We start from the raw sequence: 18,743 nt of genomic DNA on the forward strand, positions 1-18,743 counted from the left end.
ATCTAGCCATCACGGGTGGGATTACGCGACTGTATCGTCTGTTTGTCATGCTTCTTTAATCGTCTGCTTGGAGTAGTTCATGAGTACTGCATTGCCTTCGCTGGGGTTCGCCGGAATCGGACTGATGGGATTGCCGATGTGCCAGCGCTTGCTGGCGGCGGGTTACCCGTTGACGGTCTGGAACCGCAACCGGCAAAAGTGCGCCGAACTGGTGGCGGCCGGTGCGCGCCAAGCCGCCAGCCCCGCCGAGTTGTGCCGCGACACGGATATCGTGCTGCTGTGCCTGGCCGATACGGCTGCGGTGCGGGAGGTGGTATTCGGCGAGCAAGGTATTGCCCAGGGCGGACGTGCCGGCCAGCTATTGGTGGATTTCTCCAGCCTGGAGCCGACCGCTACCCGTGAGATGGCGGCCGAGCTTGCCGCGCTGTGCGGCATGGCCTGGCTGGATGCGCCGGTCTCCGGCGGTACTCCGGGCGCCGAGGCCGGCACGCTGGCGATCATGGTGGGAGGCGAGGCGCAGGATCTGGAGCGCGTGCGCCCAGTGTTGTTGACCCTGGGGCAGCGGGTCACGCACATGGGCGGTGTGGGGGCAGGCCAGGTGACCAAGGCCTGCAACCAGATGATCGTGGCGTGCAACGCGCTGGTCATCGCCGAGGTTGTCGCGCTGGCCGAGCAATCGGGCGTTGACGCTCGCCTGATCGCCGAGGCCCTGGCCGGGGGCTTTGCCGACTCCAAGCCACTGCAGATCCTGGCGCCTCAAATGGCTGAGAGTCGGTTCGAGCCGATCAAGTGGCATGTGCGCACGCTACTCAAGGACCTGGATACCGCAGTGAAATTCTCGCGCGAGCAGGGTTCGGCGACACCGGTCAGTGGCCTGGCTGCGCAACTGATGCGCTTGCACGGTAGCCAGGGGTATCTGCAAAAAGATCCGGCGACACTGGTAGAGCTGTATCGCAACAAGGATTGAACATTGGCGCTTGGCCGTCGAGGCGCTCGAGGATCGGCTGAAGTTCGGCCAGGGGCACCGGGCGGCTGAGCAGGTAGCCCTGCAGGAAATCACAACCGTGGGCGGCGAGGAAGGCATGCTGCTCGGTGGTCTCGACGCCCTCGGTGACGACCTGCAGGTGCAGGGTGTGGGCCATGATAATGATCGCCTGGACAATCTCGCGATCCTTCTGGCTCCCCGGCACGTCCTGGATAAACGACCGATCGATCTTGAGTACGTCCAGCGGCAGGCGCCTGAGGTAGGCCAGTGATGAATACCCAGTGCCGAAATCATCGATCGACAGGGCCACGCCTTGGGCGCGGATGCGCTTGAGCAGGCTGACGACCCGCTGGATATCGCCCATCAAGGCATTCTCGGTAACTTCCAGCTCCAGTTGACGAGCGGACACCCCGGCCTGGAACAGCGCCCTTTCCACTTCATTGGGCAACTCCTCGCGGCCAAGGGTCACCGCCGAGCAATTGACCGTGACCTTGAGGTTGCTATAGCCGTGGCGATTGAGCTGCGCCAGGTCATGACACGCCCGGCGCAGTACCCACAGGTCCAGGTCGGCGATCAAACCGTTGGTTTCGGCGATACCGATGAAACGGTCCGGGCTGAGCAGGCCGTGCTGGGGGTGCTGCCAGCGCACCAGGGCTTCGAGCTTTGCGATCTGGCCATTGTGCAGGTCGAAGATTGGCTGGTAGTGAACGCACAGTCCTCGCTCTTCGAGCAGTGCCACGCGCAGCTCTTCTTCCAGTTGCAACTCCAGTGTCGCGCGCGTCCTCAGGCTGCTGTTGAAGAAGTTCAGGCTGTTGCGCCCGCAACCCTTGGATTGGTACAGCGCCAGATCAGCATTCTTGAGCAGCTCTTCGGCCGTGCGTCCGTCATCAGGGAAGATGCTGATGCCGATGCTGGTGGTCATGACCATGCGCCGGCCGCCTAGGTCGATCGGGTCCTTCATTCTCTGCATGATGCGCTGGGCCAGGTGGCGTGCTTCGTCGCGGTTGTTGAGGCTGGTGACGATGCAGAACTCGTCTCCGCCAAAACGGGCTACCAGATCCTGGTTACGGGTTGCGGCCTTGATGTGGCCGGCGATGACCTTGAGCAGCTCGTCGCCTGCGGCGTGGCCAAGGCTGTCGTTGATCCGCTTGAAATGATCGATGTCCAGGAACATCACCGCCAGCCGGTTTTCGCTGTTGGCGTGTTCACACAGGCGTTCGGCGAAGACTTGGTTGAAACCGCGGCGGTTGACCAGGTTGGTAAGGGCATCGTAATGGGCGGCCTGCTGCAGGGAGGCGCGCGCCTGGTCCAATTGGCTGAGCAGGACATTGACCCGACGCAGGTCGTGCTCTTTGCTCTGCAGTTTTCTGTCGGACAAGGCGGCGCTGATGCTGCTACCGCTGATCAGAAGGGTAATGAAGGCGACGGTCAGGCCCAGTTGCAGGCTGTTGTCGGCCGAAGGCAGGCGCAAGGCACTGTCGACGGGAACCACCAGCGTCATGGCAGCCATGTTGATGAAGTGCGTGCCGATCAGGCCGCCTGCTATCAGCAGGCTGGCGGCGTACTTGCTGGCCAGATGCAGGGTGCCGCTGCCCCGGCTGAAAAAACGTCCCATCGACAGCACCAGCAGGCTGGCGCCGAGGGTGACGGCCAGCGCCAGGAGCGTCAGGACGGGCTCGTAGAATTGGTTGGCGTTGATCTTAAGGCCCGCCATCCCCGCGAAATGCATGAGCACGATGCCCAGCCCGGTCAGCAGGGCGCTTTGCACGTAATGGCCCAGATGCATTTCGTCCCGATCGAGACTGTTCATCGCGAACCAGGCGGTGAGCAGGGCGATCAGCAGTGACAAGCCGGTCATCGGCACGTCGTAGCGAATATCGACCGGTGCCTGCAAGGCCAGTGTGCTGATGAAGTGCAGCGCCCAGATGCCGGCGGCCAGACAACAGGCGCCCAGCACACGCCATTGCCGTCGGGCCATGGGGTCTTCGCTCTGGCTCTGGCGTTCGGCCATGTCCAGCGTCGCGAAACAGGCAATGCAGGCCACCCCATAGGCCAGCAGAACCAGCAGGGGGTCATGGCGGCAGTCCAGGAAGATCTGGCCGGTAGTTGGCAGCTTGGCGAACAATTGCAGTCCCAACCACTCCATTGCATGCCTCTTCGTCGAGTTCGCACTCGTCCCCAAAAAAGCCGGTGGAGACCGTTCTGCAGCAGTATAGAAATGAGTGGTTAAGCCTTCCTGATTAATGGCACTTTGATTTCAACCATTTGGATATTGGCTTAATAGCGCGGGGATCTAAGCTTGGCGGTGAGCGCCAGCGCCTACACGTCGTCGAAACACGGTAGGCGCTGGCGAAGCCTGTGCGAGGATGCAGATCAGCCCGCGACCAGGACGCGGATCGCCTCCAGGCGCAGGGCGGCTTTTTCCAGCATGGCCAGGCCTTCTTCGCGCTGCTTGCGCAGGGCGTCGATTTCGCTGTCGCGTACGCTCGGGTTGACGGCCTTGAGCGCGGTCAGGCGGGCCAGTTCTTCGTCAGCTTCGGCGGCCAGGCGGCGCTGCGCCTCGGCCACGCGCTCGACATGGCTAGGCATGACCTTGGCTTCGCCGCTGGCGATGCGCTTGGCCAGTACATCGCGCTGGGCTTGGACGAACTTGTTGGCGCTGGCCTTGGGCACGCTTTCCAACTGGTCATTGAGGGTTTCGAAAGCCACACGAGGGCTCAGGTCGTTGCCGTTGGCATCGAGCAGGCAGCGTAGGGCCGCCGAAGGCAGGTAACGACCCAGCTGCAGGCTGCGAGGGGCGACCACTTCACTGACATAGAGCAGCTCGAGCAGCACGGTGCCAGGCTTGAGCGCCTTGTTCTTGATCAGCGCCACCGCGGTGTTGCCCATGGAACCGGACAGCACCAGATCCATGCCGCCCTGGACCATCGGGTGTTCCCAGGTCAGGAACTGCATGTCCTCGCGCGAGAGCGCCTGGTTGCGGTCATAGGTGATGGTCACGCCTTCGTCGTCGCCCAGCGGGAAGCTGGCGTCGAGCATCTTCTCGCTCGGCTTGAGGATCAGCGCGTTTTCCGAGTGGTCTTCGCTGTCGATGCCAAAGGCGTCGAACAGGGTTTCCATATAGATCGGCAGGGCGAACTGGTCGTCCTGTTCGAGGATCGCCTCCACCAGCGCCTGACCTTCGCCCGCACCACCGGAGTTGAGCTCCAGTAGCCGGTCGCGGCCGCTGTGCAGTTCGGCTTCCAGACGCTCGCGCTCTGCGCGGGCTTCATCCACCAGCGCCTCCCAGGCCTTGCTGTCGCCCCCTTCGAGCAGCTGCAGCAGGCGCGGGCCGAACTGGTGCTGCAAGGCGTTACCCGTCGGGCAGGTGGCCAGGAAGGCGTTAAGGCCCTGGTGGTACCACTGGAACAGGCGCTCCTGCGGGCTGTCCTGCAGGTAGGGGATGTGCAGCTCGATGGTGTGTTTCTGGCCGATACGGTCCAGGCGGCCGATGCGCTGCTCGAGCAGATCGGGGTGGGCCGGCAGATCGAACATGACCAAGTGGTGGGCGAACTGGAAGTTGCGGCCTTCGCTGCCGATTTCCGAGCAGATCAGCACCTGGGCGCCAAACTCTTCGTCGGCGAAGTAGGCGGCGGCGCGATCGCGCTCCAGGATACTCATACCCTCGTGGAACACCGTGGCCGGAATGCCGGAGCGCACGCGCAGGGCGTCTTCCAGGTCCATGGCGGTCTCGGCGTGGGCGCAGATCACCAACACTTTGGTGCGCTTGAGCATCTTGAGGGTGTCGATCAGCCAGTCGACCCGCGGATCGAAGCGCCACCAGCGCTCGTCGTCGCTGGTTTCACCCTGGGCCTGGAAGGCCACTTCCGGATAGAGCTCGGCACGTTCGCCGCTCGGCAGATCGTGGTATTGCGCCGGATTGGCCAACGGGTAGGGGTGCAGCTGGCGCTCCGGGAAGCCTTGGATCGCCGCGCGAGTGTTACGGAACAGCACGCGGCCGGTACCGTGGCGATCGAGCAGCTCGCGGATCAGGCGTGCGCTGGCCTGGCTGTCGCCGTCGGTGACAGCGGCCAGCAGCGCTTCGCCCTCGGCACCGAGGAAGCCTTCGATGGTGGCGTGGGCCTTGGGTGACAGACGGCCTTCGTCGAGCAGTTCCTGAACGGCTTCGGCAACCGGGCGATAGTGCTCGCTCTCGGCGCGGAAGGCGGCCAGGTCATGGAAACGGTTGGGGTCGAGCAGGCGCAGGCGGGCGAAGTGGCTGTCCTGTCCCAATTGCTCGGGAGTGGCGGTGAGCAGCAGCACGCCCGGGATGACCTGGGCCAGTTGCTCGACCAAGGCGTACTCGGGGCTTGCCTGTTCTTCGTGCCAGACCAGGTGGTGAGCTTCGTCGACGACCATCAGGTCCCAGCCAGCGGCGAACAGAGCGTCCTGGGCCTTCTCGTCTTCGACCAGCCACTCCAGCGCCACCAGCGCGAGCTGGGCGTCTTCGAACGGGTTGCTGGCGTCGCTTTCGATGAAGCGCTCCGCATCGAACAGCGCTACTTGCAGGTTGAAGCGCCGACGCATTTCCACCAGCCACTGATGCTGCAGGTTTTCCGGCACCAGGATCAGCACGCGGCTGGCGCGCCCGCAGAGCAGCTGACGATGGATCACCAGGCCTGCTTCGATGGTCTTGCCCAGGCCTACTTCGTCGGCCAGCAGTACCCGTGGCGCAATGCGGTCAGCCACTTCACGGGCGATGTGCAACTGGTGCGCGATCGGCTGGGCGCGGCAGCCGCCCAGACCCCACAGGGTCGAGAGCATCTGTTTGCTGGTGTGCTGCAAGGTGTTGTAGCGCAGGGAGAACCACGACAGCGGGTCGATCTGCCCGGCGAACAGGCGGTCGCTGGCCAGACGGAACTGGATGAAATTGGACAGCTGGGTCTCCGGCAGGACTCGCGTCTGGTTCTGGCCGTCGAGGCCGTGGTAGACCAGAAGGCCATCGGCGTCCTCGACCTCGCGCACGGTCAGCTTCCAACCCTCGAAATGAGTGATCTGGTCGCCAGGCGAGAAGCGCACGCGGGTCAGCGGCGCATTGCGCAGGGAATACTGGCGGGTGTCGCCAGTGGCCGGGTAGAGCACGGTCAGCAGGCGGCCATCCTGCGCCAGGATGGTCCCCAGGCCGAGCTCGGCTTCGCTGTCACTGATCCAGCGTTGCCCCGGTTGATACTGCTGCGCCATACTGCCTGAACTCCCGCGATGAAAAGCCGGCTATGTTAACGGATAGGGCCGGTTAGACCAAAGAGTCTAGCTGTTCATCGACGAATACCGTTGCACAACGAGGGCCTCACGCCACCATGCTTGCCAAGCACCGCTGGTTGTATGCCTCCCTGGCCCTGAGCAGTTTGTTGCTGGCTGCCTGTGACCAGAAAAACTTCGAGACCTTGCCGCCGATTCCCGCCGAGCAGCTGGAAGTGCTGGGCGTGCAGACCCCGATCAAGAGCGTGCATTTCCGTGACCGTGACGGCGAAGGCCTGCTGGTGCTCAGCCGAACCGACGGCCAGGCCACCGACGCCGAAACCGAGCAGGAAGTCGACAAGGTGGTGCTCAAGGCCACCCTCTATGGGCGTAGCGCGCAGGCGGATGCGTTCAAGTCCCGCTGGCAGATCGAACAGGAGACCAGTTGCCCGGGGTTGGATCTGGACGTGGACTTCTACACCGATGTCAGTGATGTCAGCGACCTGAACAAAGATGGCGTCGCCGAACTGACCGTGGCCAGCCATGCCTTCTGTGGTGGCGGTATCGATCCCCATGACATCGCCATCGAGATGCGCGAAGGGCAGGCGGTCTACAGCATTACCGGCCAGTCACTGATCACGCCGGCCGGTGAGGAACCGGTCGGCGGCGAGCGCGAGGACAGCGCCTCGCTCAAGAGTGCGCCGCAGGTGTTGCGTGATCATATGGATGCGGTGTGGCAGCAGGTCTACAAGCGGCCCTGGAGCGAAACCAGTCCATCGGCCGATGAGCCGACCGAAGATGACGTCGAGGTCGAATGAAGGCGGTGTCCTATACTCCGGGCACCTGACCATGAAGGGGCTTGCGAGCGGTCGCTCAAGGCGGCCGGGCGTTGGCCGATACAAGGGTAACAGGAGACGATTTCCATGCTGCCGCCCATCATTCCGCTCAGCGCCGCACCGGTGACCTCGCAACAGGATCCGGTCAAGCCGACCCCGAACATTCCGCCGGTGGTCCCCGCGCAGCCCAGTTCCAGCGACGGCACCATCGATCTGCGTCACCAGCGCGACCCGCAGGAACAAGCCCTGTTGCTGCGCGAAGAGCAACGCCGGCAACAACAGCAGCGTCGGCAAAAAGGCCAGGACGAGCCGTTCAACGCCGTGCCCGATGATGAGCTCAACGCCGACAACACCGTGCCGGTATCGCCGCTGGGCGAGCGACCGCGTCAGGGGCTGCTGGTGGATATCGAAGTCTGAGCTGGTCAGCACCGGCGTCAGGCTTCATCATGCAAGCCTCCGCTGTCAGTCGAGCCTGCCATGAGCCAAGACAACCTGATCGATTTCGATGCCGAGCGCAGCAAGCGCATTCATGACCTCAAGGAAAAGCGCCTGAACGAAGTGCGCCAGGCCTTCGAACAGGCCATGCCGTTGGGCAAATCCAAGAAGAAGCCCAAGGGCAAGCCGAAAAAACGCTGAAATTTGACGCATGTCAAATCTGTACACGCCTCGCGTGCCCGCCCCCGGGCACCATTGACGCCCGTCAATTTTTTCCACTCCCGCATTCGTTACCTTGCATCCATCGGACAACGGCAAACGAATGGGAGGCCGACATGTTCTTCGACAACGTGGTTATCGCCGGTGTGGTAACGGTCGGGTTGATGTTGGTGTTCTTCGCCGGTCTGGGCATTTTCATCTGGAAGGACTCGAGCAAGCGCAAGTCGCGCTGATCCTTCCCGATTCACGAGCACGCAAGGCATTTAGGGCGACTTCGGTCGCCCATTTTTTTACCTGTGTTTTTTGCTATCCGCGTAACTGCTGACGCAGATGGAGCGGGAGTGGAACCAGAATGATGCTTAGCTAGCTAATTAAACGATTCCGCTTTATCCTTGCGCCGTTGTCTATCTTTCATCCATTACCGCTGCGCAAGGCCCGATTCCGTGCCCATCACCCTCACGGCCCTTTTTGCTCCCACCCCCCTTGCTGTCAAGTTCGCCCTCAAGACCTTGCTCGGTGGGGGGTTGGCGCTGTGGCTGGCCATGCGTTGGGGCCTGGAGCAGCCGTCCTGGGCGTTAATGACGGCTTTCATCGTGGCCCAGCCGCTGTCTGGCATGGTGGTGCAGAAGGGCCTGGCCCGGTTGGCCGGGACCTTGGTGGGCACGTTCATGTCGGTGGTGTTCATGGGGCTGTTCGCCCAGACACCGTGGTTGTTCCTGCTCACTTTGGCGTTGTGGCTGGCGCTGTGTACAGCGGCGTCCACCCAGTTACGTAGCGCCTGGGCTTACGCCTTCGTGCTGGCCGGCTATACCGTTGCGATCATCGCCTTGCCGGCGATCAACCATCCGCTGCAAGTGTTCGACCAGGCGGTGGCGCGCTGCACGGAGATCTGCCTGGGGATCGTCTGCGCCACTGCCACCAGCGCTTTGCTCTGGCCGTTGCGGGTCGAACAGCAGCTCGCAGGCCAGGCACGGCAGGCCTGGCAGAACGGCCTGCAGGCATGCAGCGCCATGCTCGGTGGCGAAGACGAAGCGCGTAAGGGGCTGTTGGAAATTCTGGGACGAATCGTTGCCATCGATGCCCAGCGCGAACACGCCTGGTTCGAAGGACACCGCGGCCGTCAGCGCGCCCGGGCCATTCGTGGATTGAGCCAGAAATTGATGATGCTGCTGCGTATTTCGCGATCGGTGCGGCGCCAATGGAGCCAGCTTGACGAGACCGAGGCCGGTCGGCTGGCGCCATGGCTGGAAGAGGTTCGCGCGCAGCTGGCGGCGCCTGAGCTGCCGAACCTGCTGCTGTTGCGCCAGCGCCTCTGGGATGCAGCCCATGACGGGCAGATCAGCTCTGCCGAGCATTACTGCCTGGCGCGCCTGACCCTGTTGCTGGATTTTGCCATGGCTGCGACCCAGGCTTTGCAAGACGTAGAGCAGGGCAGGGCGCCTAAAGAAGTGTCCCAGAGCCTGGCGGCCCACCGGGATTTGCCGTTGGCGCTATTGTTTGGGGCGCGCAGCGCCTTGGCGTTCCTGGCCATGAGCAGTTTCTGGCTGGCCACTGCATGGCCGGCGGCACCGGGTGGATTGGTGCTCACTTGTGTGGTCTGCAGTTTGTTCGCCAGCCGTGAGAACGGCGCGCAGATCGGGCTGAGCTTCTTGCGCGGGATTCTCCTGGCAATCCCAGTGGCGTTTCTGGTGGGGCAGATCCTCCTGCCACAGTGGAGCAGCTTCGCGATGCTATGCCTCGGGATGGGCGTGCCGCTGTTCTTCGGTGCTTTGGGCATGGCGCACCCGCGCACAGGCGCCACGGCGACCTCTTATTGCCTGCATTTCATCGTGCTGGTAGCGCCACTGAACACCATGCATTTCGATGTGGCTGCCATGCTCAACAGCGCCCAGGCCATGTTGATCGGTGTGGGGGCGGCGGTCTTGGCGTTTCGGCTGCTGGTGCTTCGTCATCCGGCCTGGCTCGGCCGGCGCCTGCGCAAGGCGACTCAGGGCGATCTGGTGCGCCTGACCCGCCGTGACCTGCGGGGAGCCGATAGCTGGTTCGGCGGGCGCATGGCCGACCGTCTGATGCAGCTGGCGCGACACGCCAGCGAGCTGCCGGAGGCTGAGCGCAAGCGTTGGGACGATGGGTTGCACGGCCTGGATATCGGCGATGAGCTGGTGCACCTGCGCATGTGCCTTGCCGTCGCTCAGGCGCCGTTGGCTGCAGCCGAGCGTCATTACTTGCAACAGTTGGAGGCAGTGCTCGCCAGCGGCCCGGCGCCGGGCCGTGGTCAGCGCCTGGACGCGGCCAGCGAGCAATTCATCGAGGCCCTGCGTCGCCAGCCGCCAAGCGACCCGCTACACCTGGCAATTGGCGCGGTGCTGCAACTGCAAAGAAGCTGGGGCAAGTGGTGCCGCCGGCAGGAGGAAATCCATGGGCTTGCGTGAGTGGGCGCTGGGCGGTGTGTTGCTCAGCCCGTTTCTGGTCTACGTGCTGATGGCCCTGGCACTTACCGGATTGCTGCGTCTGGTGGTGCAGGCCACGCCTTTGGGGCGCTGGATCTGGCACGAAGCATTGTTCGATGCCGCATTGTTCGTTTGTGTTCTGTCCCTGGTGGTGCACCTGCTGGGACCTTTGTAAGGAGTGAAGTCCATGCGTACAGCCGTACGTACCCTGGTCACCCTGTGTGTGGTGGCGCTGGCGGTGTTCGCCGGTTACCAGCTCTGGCAGTACTACATGCTCACCCCCTGGACGCGGGACGCACGGGTCCGCGCGGACGTGGTGGTCATCGCCCCGGACGTCTCCGGATGGGTACGCGAGCTGAAGGTCCATGATAATCAGCAGGTCAAGGCCGGCGATGTGCTAATGAACATCGACCGCGAGCGCTTCCAGGCCGCCTACGACCAAGCCAGCGCTGTGGCCGAAACCCGTGCCCAGCAATTGCGCCTGCGTGAGCGCGAGGCGGCCCGGCGCACTGCGCTCGGCCCAGAGGCCATCAGCGCTGAGCTGCGCGAGAACGCCCAGATCAACGCGGCGATCGCCCGTGGTGAACTGCACGAAGCCCAGGCACAGCTGCAGGTGGCCAAGATAAACCTGGACCGCAGCGAAGTGCGTGCGCCGCGCAGCGGGCACATCACCAACCTGCGTCTGGCCCAGGGCAACTACGTCAACACCGGGCAATCGGTGATGGCCTTGGTGGACGACTCGACCTTTTATATCCAGGCCTATTTCGAGGAGACCAAGCTGCCGCGCATTCGCGTGGGCGACCCGGTCAAAGTCTGGTTGATGGGCGCAGGTGAGTCGATCGATGGGCACGTGGAAAGCATCAGCCGCGGCATCACCGACAGCAACAGCAATCCCGACAGCCAGTTGCTGCCGGAGGTCGAGCCGACCTTCAACTGGGTGCGCCTGGCCCAACGGATTCCGGTGCGCATTCGTCTTGACCAGATCCCGGAGGGCATGAACCTGAGCGCGGGCATGACGGCCAGCGTGCAGGTTCATGAGCAGGCGCAACGCTGAGCGCCGGCTCAGAGGAACATGCCGCCGGATACTTCCAGCCGTTGGCCGGTAATCCAGCCGTTGCCGTCTTCGAGCAGCAGGGCGATTGCCGCGCCGATGTCATCGGGCAGACCGACCCGGCCCAGGGCGGTGTTACCGGCAATGAAGTCATTGACCTGCTGGTTGTCGCGAACCACGCCACCGCCGAAGTCTGTCTCGATCGCCCCAGGGGCCAGGATGTTCACACGAATGCCCCGGGCTCCTAGCTCTTTAGCTTGGTAGCGGGTCAGCACCTCCATCGCACCTTTCATGGCCGCGTAGGCGGCATAGCCAGGCAGGGCGAAGCGGGTGAGGCCGGTGGAGATATTGACGATGCGCCCGCCATCGACCATCAGCGGCAACAGGCGCTGGGTCAGGAAGAACGGCCCTTTGAGCTGGATGTTGAGCAACTGGTCGAACTGGGCCTCGCTGGTCTCGGTGAACGGCACGTTCAGCCCGATGCCGGCATTGTTCACAAGATAGTCGAAACGCTCCCGGCCAAAGTGCTGTCGCAGGGTCTGGCCTACACGCTCGGCGAAGGTCGCGAAACTGGCGTTGTCACTCACATCCAATTGCAGCATGGCGGCTTTCACTCCGGCCAGTTCCAGGCGGCGTGCGAGCGCTTGGGCTTCGTCGGCCTTGCTGTGGAAGGTGCCGATGATGTCGATGCCTCGCGCGGCCAAGTGTTCTGCGGCGTTCTTGCCCAGGCCTCGGCTGGCGCCGGTGATCAAAGCGAGTTTGCGGGTCATGTCGGTTACCTCGTTGATGGCTGTGGGTAACAGACTATTGGTCTGCACAGGGGTGATAAATCCGGTATTTATGGAAATACTGTTCGAATGTTTTGGACAAAGAGCGACGTTTCCATGAACAAGCTGGAGCTGCTGCGCACTTTCGTCAGGGTCAGTGAACTGTCCAGTTTCACCCTGGCCGGCGACAGCCTGGGGTTGCCGCGATCAACAGTGTCCGAGCAGATTCGGGCGCTAGAGCAGCTGCTGGGCACCCGGCTGTTCAACCGCACCACCCGACGTGTGCAGGCCACTCAGGACGGCATGCTGTTGTATGAGCGCAGCAAGAATCTGCTGTCGAGCATGGAAGAAATCGAGGGGCTGTTTCGTGCTGACGATGTTGATCTGACGGGGCGTTTGCGCATCGATTTGCCGACCATGATGGCCAGGCAAGTGATCATTCCGGCGCTGCCTGGGTTCCTGGATCGCTACCCGCGTTTGGAGGTGGAGATCAGCTGCACCGACCGGCGGGTTGATCTACTGCGCGAAGGCTTCGACTGTGTGCTGCGAATTGGTGTGCTGAACGACCTGGACGTGGTGGCGCGACCGGTTGGCCAGTTGAGCATGCGCAACTGCGTAAGCCCAGGGTACCTGGCGCGTTACGGTGAGCCGCGCAGCCTGGAGGATCTGGCTGAGCATCGCCTGGTTCATTACGTCGGCACCCTGGGCGCGCGCAGCCCAGGGTTCGAATACGAGCGCAACGGACAAGTGCATGTCCAGGCAATGGCGGGGGCGGTGACGGTGAACAATGCCGAGGCCTACTCGGCGGCTTGCCTGGCAGGCCTGGGGCTGATCCAAGTGCCCGCTGTGGGCGTCGTGGATCATCTGCGCAGCGGCGCATTGGTCTGTGTGCTGGAAGGGTTTCAGGCCCAAGCCATGCCGGTGTCGTTGCTGTACGCCCGGCAGCGCCATGTACCGCGCCGGGTCCAGGTGTTCATGAACTGGCTGGCTCAGGTGCTGGCGTCCCAGGTCGATCCACAGGCAGACGGAAGCTGAACAGCGTCCCCGTCTGAGGGTTGGACACGACGTCCATGCGCCCGCCGTGGGCCAGGGCAATCTGGTTGGCGATGTACAGCCCAAGGCCCAGCCCTTGCTGCGGCCTGTTGGAGAGCGGCCGGGAAAACGGCTGGAACAATTGCCCCAGGGTATGCGCTGGGATCGGCTCGCCCAAGTTGTGCACGCTGAGCACGAAAGTGCCGTCACGTACGGCGGCAGTGATGGTCACCGGCCCATCGGGGGCGCCGTGGGTCAGGGCATTGGCAATCAGATTGGAAAGTAGCTGCATCACTCGTTCCCGGTCGCAATACAGTCCGCCCAGATCGCCGATGTTCAGCACCATCTGGCGCTGCGGGTGCACGCGCTGCAATTCCGAGGCGACGTGGCTGAGGGCGTCATGCAGATCGTGGCAGGGCTGCACGTCGAGCGTGATGCCGGCACCGAGGCGACCGCGGGCGAAGTCCAGCACGTCACGCACCAACTGCGAGGCACGTCTGCCGGAGGTGAGGATGTGCCGGGCGATGACACGGTTACGCTCGTCCTGCAGGCGCTGGACGAGCAGTTCGGCACCGGCGGTGATGGCGAACAGCGGATTGCGCAGATCATGACCGAGGACGGCGATGAACTGCTCACGCACTTCGGCCATGGCCCGTTCCTTCTGAAGGGCGCGCTCGGTGCGCTGGGCGCTTTGTTCGCTTTCTATCTGGATCGCCAGCAGCCGGGCAAAGGACTCCATCATGGGCTGGATTGCGCTGCCTTTGAGCGGTGCGGGCTGTGAGTCGAAGGCGATGATGGTGCCGAAGAAACTGCCATCGGTGCGCAGCACCGGCACCGAGATGTAGCTTTCGAAGCGGTAGATCCGCGGTGCGTGATGCTGGCAGTACTGCTCGTCCAGGCTGGCTTGGTCGATCACGATGGTCTGCTGGCTGCTTCGGGTTTCCTGGCACAGGGTAGTGGTCACGTCCAGTTCATCACCGGGCCGCAGGCCTATGCCCAGGTTGTCCAGCACGGCGCAGGCGACCCAATTGTTCTCGGTGACCCGCGCTACGGCGGCAAAACGCAGGCCGGTGGTCTCGCAGATCACTTGCAGGATGGCCGGAACGGCGTTGATGCGGCCAATGATGGCGATGTCGGCACTGAGGTCGATGGCCATGACGGTCCGATGTCCGTGGCGGTAGGAAGACCAGTCTAGCGGGCCGATCGTTGGCACATGGAAAAACTTGGCGAACGGTCTGCCACTTGCGCTAGGCTGGCCCTGCGCGTCGCCCGAGAAGAGGCGACCGCTCCCGCCCGGCGTGCGTCCTTTCGACATCAATTGCGAGGTACGTATGACCATCACATCCCTGGATATCTGCAATGCCGCCGACCAGCTCATCGGCTTCGTCGGCTACCACGGCAAGCGCGGCACCCATATCGTGCGCTTTAGCGAAGACGCCTTCGGCATGGATGTGGCCGATGAAAGCATCACACCCTGCAGCGAATTCGTCTGGCGCCCCGTGCAGGGCGCCCGCATGGCCCTGTGCCGCGAGCGCCTGGCACTGTTGTTGGCCCAGCATGTGGATGATCGGCTTAATATCGGCGAGCCGCTGCGCCTCTACCTGCGTCGTGGGGATCTTCCGGAGATCATCGCCGAGCGCCGGTTGCGTTGAATGCAAGGCTCAGAGCGCGCCACGCTGGTCGCTGCGCGCCTTGAGCAAACACTCGAAATGCTGGCGATCCAGCGGGCGGCTCAGGTAGTAGCCCTGGACTTCGTCACAGCGATCCTTGGCCAGCAGCTTGAGCTGTTGCTCGGTTTCCACTCCTTCGGCGGTCACCTCCAGGCCCATGGCCCGGCCCAGGTTGATGATTGCCTGAACCACGGCGCGATCGTTGCCGCTCGGGTTGCCTAGGCCTGCGATGAATCGCTTGTCGATCTTGATGCTGTCGAACGGGTAAGTCCGCAAGTAGCCCAGGGAAGAATAGCCGGTGCCGAAATCGTCCATGTTCAGGCGTACGCCGAGCTCCTTGAGGGCGAGCATGGTGCCTAGTGCGCCCTCGATGTCGTTGAGCATGACGTTTTCGGTGATTTCCAGCTCCAGGCGCTGGGCCGGAAAACCCGTGTCCAACAGGATTTCGCGTACATCCGCCACTACGTTGCTACGGGAAAACTGCGCCGGCGAAAGATTGACCGAAACCAGCAGGTCCTGGGGCCAGTCTCGGGCGCTTTGGCAGACCTCGCGCAGTACCCATCGGCCGAGGGCGACAATGAGATCGCTTTGTTCGGCTAGAGGAATGAAGGTATCCGGGCCGAGCAAACCTTCCTGGGGATGCTGCCAGCGCAGGAGAGCTTCGACCGAAACGATCTGAAGGTCCCGCAGGCGATACCGGGGTTGATAGTGGAGCACGAATTCTTCGTGTTTCAGGGCGCGGCGAAGGTCGTTCTCCAATTGGCGGCGATACTGGATCTGCTGATTCATCAGCGCATCGAAGTAACGCCAAGTGTGCTTGCCTTCGCCTTTGGCCTGGTACAGGGCGATGTCGGCGCAGCGTATCAGCTCCCCGGCATCGTAGCCCTGGGCGCGGCTCTGGGCGATGCCGAGGCTGGCGCCGATGTGCAGTGCTTGGTCTTCGAAGAGGATGGGCTGCTGCAGCAGATCGATCAGTCGCGCACAGAAGCGATCGACTTCGCTGTGATTGTCCAGTCCACTGATTACCAACACGAACTCGTCTCCGCCCAGGCGCGCTACCAGGTCACCTTCGCGGGTGGTATCGCGCAGGCGCGTGGCGACTTCCAGCAGCACGGCATCGCCAGCGGCGTGGCCAAGGGCGTCGTTGATCGGCTTGAAGTTGTCCAGATCCAACAACAGCAAAGTCAGTGGCGGCGCGTCGCTGCCACGCAGCAGCGCCTGTTCCAGATGGCGGGCGAGCTTGTTGCGATTGGCAAGGCCGGTGAGGGCATCGTGCATCGAAAGGTGCTGGATACGCGCATGGGCGTCCACTTCGTCGGTGATGTCACTGGCGGTGCCGCGAAAACCGTTGTGCTTGCCCTCGAACAGGATCGGCCGAGCCGAGATCCGGCAATAACGGTTCTGGCCGTTGTGATCCCGGTAGGCGCAACGCAGGTTGGCCAGCTGCTGCGGGTCGGCCTGCGCCTGGCTGTCCAGCCAGGAGGAGAGGGGGGTGGTGTCGCAAGACAAAAGTTGGTTCAGCGGCTGGCCCAGCCAATCTTCGACGGCGTAGCCGGTGACCCGCACGAAGCGTTGGGACAGGTAGGTCAGGCGCTGTTGGCGATCGGTTTCCCAGATCCAATCGGACGCTGCCTCAGCGACGGCGCGAAAACGCTGCTCGCTGGCCTCCAAGGCCTGGTTGCTCTGCTGCAGGCGTCGCAGGCTGAGCTCGACGGCACGCGAGCCCTGCAACACTTGGCGAAACAGGTAGAGCATCACCAGGCCTAGTACCAGCAATGCCCCCGACAGAGTCGGAAGCACCGCCCAGAGCAATTGCCTGCCCGGTTGCGGGCTGTTCCAGGCCAGGCTATAGCCGGTGTCGCCCAGAGGGATGCGAGGTTGGTCCCGGGCATCGATCGCGTCTTTTTCCAGGTGCAGGTCGGTCAGGCCGGCGCCTTTACCGAGCAGGGAGAGCTTCGGTCCGGTCAGTTCATCGACGAACAGCATCACCGGTGCGTCGTCCACCTCGCTTGGCTCGACGTCTTTGTCCGGGCGTACGGCGGCGGCGCTGAGCACGGCCGGTGAACCGTCGAGCAACACAAAGTGGGTCACCTGTTCCCGAGCAGGGGCCGCCGCGCGGGCCTCGGTGATAATCGCCGCCAAAGGTCCATCGATGAGGGCGCTGGCCGGCGAGTCGGTCGGCTTTCCTCTGAGCAGGGCATAAGTGGTGCGCTGGTCGTCCACCACGAAGACGCCTTCGTAACCACTGGCGGTGTACAGTGAATCGCCGATGTTCTTCTCTTCGTAAGCCCAATGCCAATCGACCTGGCCGGCCAAGTGCTGGTAGGCGGCATCCCACACCGCATAACTGGACAGGAACTGACGCGAAGCCTGCAGTCGTTGTTCCAAGGCCTGGGTAGCCTGGAACGTGCTGCGTTCCTGCTCCTGGTGATCGAGAATTCGGGCAATGTTGAACAGTGCGCCTAGAGTGACCAGAGCGGCGAGTATAAACAGCAGGGAAAAACCAATGATCAGGCGACGAACCTGCAAGCGCGGAGCAGGGGTGCTGGGCGAAGAGTCGACATGCCTGTCCATGCGCGAGAGCTCCTTGATGAACTGCATCCCTGGTGCGCGGCGGCCTGGGGCAGGTTCAGTCAGGATAGGCCAGCTTGCGCGTGGCAGCGCCGTCCTGGGAGAAATTCACTTGGTCACGTTTTTCGCGCTTGGCTGCATAGAGGGTCTTATCTGCTCCACACAATCACTGTTCGGGAGACTGTCGGCTGTACAGGAGCCCAGGTCAATGCCCAGCCCGCTACTGTTGTGTGGGTTCACGTTTATCCCATAAGCCGCATTAATGTTGTTCAACATCAACTCATCGATGAAAAATGGCCTCGCAGGCTATTTCACGGCTGAGCCAATCACTGTGGGGTACGATGAACGCCTTGCTCTTGGTCGGAGTGCTACTGCTCATGTTGCCCCTTGACTCTAACGCTGGCGGGTCGGCGCCCCATCGGGATGGACGTTTTCATAACCAGGCCATTCTTCCTCAGGACGGCGCTCTGAAAAAATTGCGTATTGGCTTGAAGTACCTGTTCCTGCGCAAGCCCCCCGGAACACGCCCGACCGCATCCATCAGCCTGCAGCCGATGACCCATCAACAAGTGCTCGATGCTCCGGACCACAGCCTCTGGCGCCTAGGGCATTCGACGGTACTGCTCAAGCTGCGCGGACGCTTCTTTATTACTGACCCGGTGTTCGCCGAGCGCGCCTCGCCCGTGCAATGGGCTGGGCCGCTACGTTTCCATGCTCCGCCCCTGAGCCTGGAGGAGCTGCCACCGTTGACCGCAGTGATTCTTTCCCATGACCACTTCGATCACCTCGATGAACAGACGATTCGCCAGCTGGCGCCACGCACCGGGTTGTTTCTGACACCGCTTGGCGTGGGAGATCTCTTGATCAGTTGGGGGGTGCCTGCAGCCAAGGTGCGTCAGCTGGATTGGTGGCAGGAAATCGAGGTTGAAGGCATTCGCTTGGTGGCAACCCCGGCGCAGCACTTTTCAGGACGTGGTCTGTTCGACAGCAATCGCAGGTTGTGGGCGTCCTGGGTGGTAATGGATGAAGCGTTGCGTCTGTTCTTCAGTGGAGATACCGGCTATTTCGACGGCTTCCGTCGGATTGGCGAGCGCTACGGGCCGTTCGATCTGACGTTGATTGAAACCGGTGCCTACAACCTGGCCTGGCCCAACGTGCACATGCAACCGGAGCAGAGTTTGCAGGCCCACCTTGACCTGCGCGGGCGCTGGTTGCTGCCAATTCATAATGGAACCTTTGACTTGTCCATCCATGGATGGCAGGAGCCATTCGAGCGCATTGTTGCCCTGGCCTCGCAAGCGCAGGTGCGTTTGTCCACGCCACAAATGGGGGAGCGGGTCAGCCTGGATTCCCCGCACGAGGGACAGAACTGGTGGCAGCCGCGGCCGGTTCGTGAGCGGGGCAGGATGATCGAACGAGATGTTGTGACACGCTAAGGACATTGTTTTGAAGTTTCTGTGAAATAACTGTTGACGGGCTTTCGAATCCCCTTATAATGCGCCCCACTTCC

16 protein-coding genes are annotated in these 18,743 nt (G+C 62.7%); 11 read left to right on the forward strand and 5 right to left on the reverse strand.

Annotated elements, in window-relative coordinates:
• Positions 1 to 79: 79 nt before the first annotated feature.
• Positions 80 to 967, forward strand: a complete 888-nt coding sequence (locus tag HMPREF3173_RS17900; protein WP_070575101.1) for an NAD(P)-dependent oxidoreductase — start codon at positions 80 to 82, stop codon at positions 965 to 967.
• Here HMPREF3173_RS17900 and HMPREF3173_RS17905 read toward each other — a convergent pair.
• Positions 867 to 3,131 (reverse strand): putative bifunctional diguanylate cyclase/phosphodiesterase, encoded by a 2,265-nt coding sequence (locus HMPREF3173_RS17905; protein ID WP_070575104.1) that lies wholly within the window; start codon positions 3,129 to 3,131, stop codon positions 867 to 869. The genes HMPREF3173_RS17900 and HMPREF3173_RS17905 overlap by 101 nt on opposite strands.
• Positions 3,132 to 3,358: 227 nt before the next feature.
• A complete protein-coding gene (gene rapA, locus HMPREF3173_RS17910) occupies positions 3,359 to 6,205 on the reverse strand; it encodes an RNA polymerase-associated protein RapA (RefSeq protein WP_070575109.1) in 2,847 nt (948 codons plus the stop codon).
• Between the two features lie 116 nt (positions 6,206 to 6,321).
• Between rapA and HMPREF3173_RS17915 the strand changes: the two genes are divergently transcribed.
• The 7 genes from HMPREF3173_RS17915 to HMPREF3173_RS17935 all read left to right on the forward strand — a co-directional run bounded on the left by HMPREF3173_RS17915 (position 6,322) and on the right by HMPREF3173_RS17935 (position 11,196).
• The gene (locus HMPREF3173_RS17915; protein WP_070575112.1) at positions 6,322 to 7,020 is read left to right on the forward strand and encodes a M949_RS01915 family surface polysaccharide biosynthesis protein; all 699 of its coding nucleotides are present in this window, start codon (positions 6,322 to 6,324) and stop codon (positions 7,018 to 7,020) included.
• 105 nt (positions 7,021 to 7,125) lie between these two features.
• Positions 7,126 to 7,455, forward strand: a complete 330-nt coding sequence (locus tag HMPREF3173_RS17920) for an aspartate-semialdehyde dehydrogenase (RefSeq protein WP_070575114.1) — start codon at positions 7,126 to 7,128, stop codon at positions 7,453 to 7,455.
• Positions 7,456 to 7,515: 60 nt separating this feature from the next.
• On the forward strand, positions 7,516 to 7,674 hold the full coding sequence (locus HMPREF3173_RS24635; protein ID WP_090345081.1) for a hypothetical protein: 159 nt from the start codon (positions 7,516 to 7,518) through the stop codon (positions 7,672 to 7,674).
• A gap of 134 nt (positions 7,675 to 7,808) precedes the next feature.
• Complete coding sequence (gene ccoM / locus HMPREF3173_RS25200; protein WP_043215106.1) at positions 7,809 to 7,925, forward strand: cytochrome c oxidase subunit CcoM; 117 nt, start codon at positions 7,809 to 7,811, stop codon at positions 7,923 to 7,925.
• A 210-nt stretch (positions 7,926 to 8,135) separates the two neighbouring features.
• Positions 8,136 to 10,124: an FUSC family protein gene (locus HMPREF3173_RS17925; protein WP_070575116.1), complete on the forward strand. Its 1,989-nt coding sequence runs from the start codon at positions 8,136 to 8,138 to the stop codon at positions 10,122 to 10,124.
• A complete protein-coding gene (locus tag HMPREF3173_RS17930; protein ID WP_043215762.1) occupies positions 10,111 to 10,317 on the forward strand; it encodes a DUF1656 domain-containing protein in 207 nt (68 codons plus the stop codon). Before HMPREF3173_RS17925 ends, HMPREF3173_RS17930 begins: the two co-directional genes overlap by 14 nt.
• A 12-nt stretch (positions 10,318 to 10,329) precedes the next feature.
• Complete coding sequence (locus HMPREF3173_RS17935) at positions 10,330 to 11,196, forward strand: efflux RND transporter periplasmic adaptor subunit (protein ID WP_070575119.1); 867 nt, start codon at positions 10,330 to 10,332, stop codon at positions 11,194 to 11,196.
• An 8-nt stretch (positions 11,197 to 11,204) separates the two neighbouring features.
• On the opposite strand, the gene HMPREF3173_RS17940 is transcribed toward HMPREF3173_RS17935, so the two are convergent.
• Entirely contained in the window at positions 11,205 to 11,963 is a 759-nt protein-coding gene (locus HMPREF3173_RS17940) for an SDR family NAD(P)-dependent oxidoreductase (protein ID WP_070575122.1), read from the reverse strand.
• Positions 11,964 to 12,077: 114 nt separating this feature from the next.
• On the opposite strand from HMPREF3173_RS17940, the gene HMPREF3173_RS17945 reads away from it, so the two are divergent.
• On the forward strand, positions 12,078 to 12,995 hold the full coding sequence (locus HMPREF3173_RS17945; protein WP_070575125.1) for a LysR family transcriptional regulator: 918 nt from the start codon (positions 12,078 to 12,080) through the stop codon (positions 12,993 to 12,995).
• On the opposite strand, the gene HMPREF3173_RS17950 is transcribed toward HMPREF3173_RS17945, so the two are convergent.
• Entirely contained in the window at positions 12,934 to 14,148 is a 1,215-nt protein-coding gene (locus HMPREF3173_RS17950; RefSeq protein WP_070575128.1) for a GAF domain-containing sensor histidine kinase, read from the reverse strand. The genes HMPREF3173_RS17945 and HMPREF3173_RS17950 overlap by 62 nt on opposite strands.
• Before the next feature lie 175 nt (positions 14,149 to 14,323).
• Here HMPREF3173_RS17950 and HMPREF3173_RS17955 point away from each other — a divergent pair, with 175 nt between their 5' ends.
• Positions 14,324 to 14,644: a DUF2025 family protein gene (locus HMPREF3173_RS17955; RefSeq protein ID WP_043215770.1), complete on the forward strand. Its 321-nt coding sequence runs from the start codon at positions 14,324 to 14,326 to the stop codon at positions 14,642 to 14,644.
• A 9-nt stretch (positions 14,645 to 14,653) separates the two neighbouring features.
• On the opposite strand, the gene HMPREF3173_RS17960 is transcribed toward HMPREF3173_RS17955, so the two are convergent.
• A complete protein-coding gene (locus tag HMPREF3173_RS17960; RefSeq protein WP_070575138.1) occupies positions 14,654 to 17,236 on the reverse strand; it encodes a bifunctional diguanylate cyclase/phosphodiesterase in 2,583 nt (860 codons plus the stop codon).
• A gap of 338 nt (positions 17,237 to 17,574) precedes the next feature.
• On the opposite strand from HMPREF3173_RS17960, the gene HMPREF3173_RS17965 reads away from it, so the two are divergent.
• Positions 17,575 to 18,669, forward strand: a complete 1,095-nt coding sequence (locus tag HMPREF3173_RS17965; RefSeq protein ID WP_070575129.1) for an MBL fold metallo-hydrolase — start codon at positions 17,575 to 17,577, stop codon at positions 18,667 to 18,669.
• Positions 18,670 to 18,743 lie beyond the last annotated feature (74 nt).

The organism is Pseudomonas sp. HMSC08G10 (assembly GCF_001808425.1).
Classification (GTDB): Bacteria; Pseudomonadota; Gammaproteobacteria; order Pseudomonadales; family Pseudomonadaceae; genus Aquipseudomonas; species Aquipseudomonas guariconensis.